Raw genomic sequence first — 4,349 nt, 5'->3', positions numbered from 1 at the left:
TGTCAGTCTGTAGAGCGACCATAAGACCAGAACAGAGTAAATCTGTTAAGGCAGGTGCGAAACCCCGCAAGGGAAAGAAGCAGAAACCTAAATCGTGAGGTTTGGGAATCACCGTCCGTTTACGGCGGTGAGGATGTCAACAACCCGATAAGTTAAAAAAAGGATGGACTGAATCTACCCCTTCTCTATTCAAGTTTTTCAGGGCTTGGGTACACACTCAGATGTACCCGTGGTATCGATGCGTTCCTCACACCAATTGGCAATCTCACCGAGTTGGGGAAATTTGGGTTTCAGGTCTTGGATTAATTCAGTCCATTCTACCTTTTGAGTCACAGCTACAGCACCGCTACTTGAGGGACAGCCTGAAATTTGGCCCCAATTTTTACCCCAGGCAGCGCCGACGAAAGCACCGGTATCGGTTTTACCGAGGGAATAGTCAGGAGCAAAGATAAACGCTTCTAGTTTTTCGTTTCCTGTCAGACAAATTTGCGGCGCGGTGGACTTTAATTCATTATTGGCATAAATTTGTAGATTGCCCGGTTTACAGCCAGTCGTAGTACCACAATGGTGTTTGATGGCACCGTTAATATTACCTCTAACATAAAAAACTACCCGTTGCCCCGGAGTAATGGTAATCTGACCGCTACCACTCAAGTTGATATTATTAACGATATACTCGTACACCTGTACTCCTTGACCGTTAATCGTGCGGGGAGTGGGTGTGTCTCCTGTTCTGGGAAAAGTTTGAGAAGTGGTAAGTGCCAGATCTTTCTGAACAGAGGGAAGGTTGGTGGGAATCGGCGGTAAATTGGGGAAAAACACACCGACAAATTGTGCTGTGTAGGGGTGATTGGGTGCGTCGGTGGTGGGCTGTTTAATCTTATCTTGTTTATTCTTACATTCTGGCCTCGCCACGTTCTCCACTACATCCCCTTCAAATGTAGCACCATCGTCCGCCGTTCCGTCACTTATCCATAAAGCTGGGACCGTGGTGCGGTTAAATGCGAGGGGACGGAAATCAAGAATAGGGATAGTTACCACCACGCGGTTACGGGAGGCGGCATTGTCGTCAATATCTCTATTGATAGCAGTGTTAGTTAGGTCTGTTGCGGCACTGGTGCGGGAAAGTCCTTCGAGGGTGAGAACTCCCCTGCCAGTCCCAATACTATAATCGTATCCAACCACGCGATAATAACGATTATTACCGAGCTCAAACCATGTATTTGCGCTCAAACCTCTTAATTCATTGATTTTTGCCTTCAAGGTATCAGCATTGTTGGGATTACTACAGGAGGGGGCGGCATCGACTAATTTTTTTAAATGTCTTTGTAAATCGGTACTGGGATTATCAGTAGGTACTTGGGCGTTCTGCCAACAATCGCCGGCAGTACAATTACTATCAACCGTCGCCATAACTCGAACACTATTGAGTAGATCCTGCACGCGAGCCAGCCCCACTTCGGAACTTCTTAAACTACCAGCCCGGGCTCTTTGGGCAATTACTTTCGATTGGTCTCCTTGGGCGCGCATCATCATAGTCATTCCTGTCACCATCAGGATAAGTCCAATTAACATGGCAAGAGGCAAGGCAAACCCTTTTTCCTTATTAGCCATCAGGTGAAGATATAAACGATTGTTCATAAGCCAGTCCATCTAAGAATGGTTACTCTTACTATAATACTGTCAAGTTTTGGTCAAGTGACAACTGTGATAATACAAGAATAGCACTGTGAGTAAAATCACAGACTAAGGCCAGTTGATAGGATAATCAGCCAGTAATTTTTCGATAAGTATTTTCGACTTTTGACTTAACTAAAGGGCTGTTTTTCGATTCAGAATTGCCCGACAAATCAAGCCTATCCCCCGAAAAAAGCTGATAATTAACAACCAAAGGGATTGTAATTCTCCTGCCGTATTTTTCAGCGGCCAGCGCTGGGGACGACAGAATAGAAAAGTAATTAGTTTTCTCTGGTCTGATAGGGTAAGTGGCTGGAATTTAAGGGTTGCTTGCCATATTTTTCCTCGTTTTTCTAGATTGACTAGATGAGCCGATAGGCGCAAATCTTCGCCTAAAATATCTAGGAGTAATTTTTCTGAGTAGATGGGTTCCCTCAGGTGAATTTCTGCACCTATTTCCGAAAGTTTTTTCAGATTGCCCTGTATAATTATATCCGATTCTGTTATCAATTTAACAGGATATTCCAGCAATTGGTATTGAGTTTCTAGGGTGAGGGGAGCTTCCAATAAAGCCACTAAAGCAGTCATGATAATAACCACGTTATATATAGCCAAAATCAAGCCAAAATTTAGCGGACTTTCTTGGTAATTATGCTGCTGTAAATTAAAGAAAATACTAATTAAGGTAATAGTGAGAAAAAACAGCAATGGGTAGGATAAACGCCAATTATATTGATAATTTTGACGAGCAATTCCCTTCGGTGTCACCTGAAATCCTTTGTCAAAGGGTTTCCAAAGAACATGGAGAACTGTTAGGGCTGTAGGTACACAAATAATCATCGATAGTACCTCAGAAAAAATAATGGAGCGCGAGCGAGAATTTAACCAGTGATAAGTGGCTAACTGGAGCATCATGTAGGGTAAAAAGATATAGATTGTCTCATCAATGCTAATGTTAAAAGGTATTATATATCCAAAGGTATAAAGGAGAGGAATAAGCAGAGAAAATAAACGAGCCAAGGGAGAAAACCAGGATAATATTCCTTCCAGATGAGCTAATCTTTGGGGTAGAGTTAATCCCGCAATTTTTAGGGGATTAGCTTTGATAAAAAAGGCCTGTAAAGTTCCTCTGGCCCAGCGCAATCTTTGCCGTAAATAAGCGGATAAACTTTCGGCAGATAAACCAGCGCTGAGTTTTTCATTTAAGTAAATAACTTCATAACCTTTGGCAGAGATAGCAATCCCAGTAAAATAGTCTTCACTAATAGATTCTGTATTAAAGTATTCCACTTCCTCTAATGCTTTTCTTCTCGCAATAAAAGAAGTGCCAGCGCAGACAGGACTACCCACCCCATCTTTAGCTGGTTGGATATGACGATAAAATAATTCTTCGTCGGGAGTAACGATATTTTCTAAACCTAAGTTATGGGCAATAGGATCGGCATTATAAAAGCTTTGGGGAGTTTGCACTAAGGCAATTTTCGGGTTTTGAAACCAGCCAACAGTTCTTTCTAGAAAGTTACTACAAGGGATAAAATCTGCATCAAAAACTACCACTAATTCCCCTTGAGTTTGTCTGAGAGCATGGTTTAAATTACCTGCTTTAGCATTTTTTCTATCCTCACGAGTCAGATAATGACAATTTAATTTTTCTGCCAATTGATTAATTTCTGATCTCTGGGTATCATCGAGAATATAAATATTTTTATGAGGATAATTAAGGGCTTGACAACCGATAATAGTTCTTGTTAAAATGAAGGCTGGCTCATTATAGGTAGGAATCAGGATATCTACCGTGGGTAAATACTGTTTATTGCTCACCGCTTGGCTATAAAAATCAGCTTCTTTGCGTCTATCTTTTGTGGTTAAGACTAAAACTAACTGAATCATGCTACTACTTAAAACTATCATCTCAATGCCTAGAAGTAGTAAACTAAAAAAGCCATTGAGAGGGGTGGAAAGATTTAAGGTGGCCAGAATTCTCCAAACTAGATAGCGCAGGGTGATAGCTAGAGTGATAGAAATAATGACTAATCTTGACCAAACTTGCGGACGCGGAGACAAGAAAATGATTAACTGCGTAAAAATTAGCAGGATAACCGTGGGTAATAATAATTGATAGCTATGAGCAACCGTGGGAACTTTGATCCAAGCAAAGGGGTTAAAAAAATCTTCTACTAAGCCAAGGAGTAATCGATAAATATTGTGTTCTGGCCAACATAATGATAAACTGACCATCATTAGCCCGCCGATCACTGCTAACATAACGAAAATGACTGATATTATCGCTAAAATCGACTTGAATACGGAGGAATACACTGGTTTTTGAGGGAACGTAAAAATCGATTCTTGGTTAGACTTGACATCCTCGCCGCCGTAAAACGGACGGCGATTCCTCACCACGCCACTTTTTTAGGGTGGTCGCTGAACGGGGTTGACGCTTCACCGAAAAACGCTTAATTGCTTAAGTCTGACACTTTCGACCCGTCCGTTTTGAGTGTCCGAATGCCCTCCGGCCACTTTGAACAAGTTGAAAAAATCCAATGTTCAACCTTATTTCCTAGAAAGTTTTACTCGTTCAAGGCCGAATTTGAAGTCTTTTCTGAACGAAACCCCCTACTATCTGTTGTCAAGGTTCAGTTTTTAGCTTGGTTATCGCTTTTTCCATTGTA

Annotated in this window: 2 protein-coding genes; both read right to left on the bottom strand. The window is 41.6% G+C overall.

Annotated elements, in window-relative coordinates:
• Positions 1-198: 198 nt before the first annotated feature.
• Positions 199-1,641 carry a DUF7305 domain-containing protein gene (locus IM319_RS21555; RefSeq protein ID WP_287736877.1) on the bottom strand — a complete coding sequence of 481 codons (1,443 nt, stop codon included), beginning with the start codon at positions 1,639-1,641 and terminating at the stop codon, positions 199-201.
• 171 nt (positions 1,642-1,812) lie between these two features.
• On the bottom strand, positions 1,813-3,915 hold the full coding sequence (locus IM319_RS21550) for a glycosyltransferase (RefSeq protein ID WP_353857215.1): 2,103 nt from the start codon (positions 3,913-3,915) through the stop codon (positions 1,813-1,815).
• Positions 3,916-4,349 lie beyond the last annotated feature (434 nt).

The organism is Microcystis sp. M113S1 (genome assembly GCF_020246945.1).
Classification (GTDB): Bacteria; Cyanobacteriota; Cyanobacteriia; order Cyanobacteriales; family Microcystaceae; genus Microcystis.
The sequence above is the reverse complement of the archived record's forward strand: the minus strand, read 5'-3'. Positions and strand labels throughout refer to the sequence as shown.

Coding starts and splice junctions, on each gene's coding strand:
- IM319_RS21555 (WP_287736877.1), bottom strand. CDS start 1,641: ATGAACAATCGTTTATATCTTCACCTGATGGCTAATAAGGAAAAAGGG.
- IM319_RS21550 (WP_353857215.1), bottom strand. CDS start 3,915: ATGGTCAGTTTATCATTATGTTGGCCAGAACACAATATTTATCGATTA.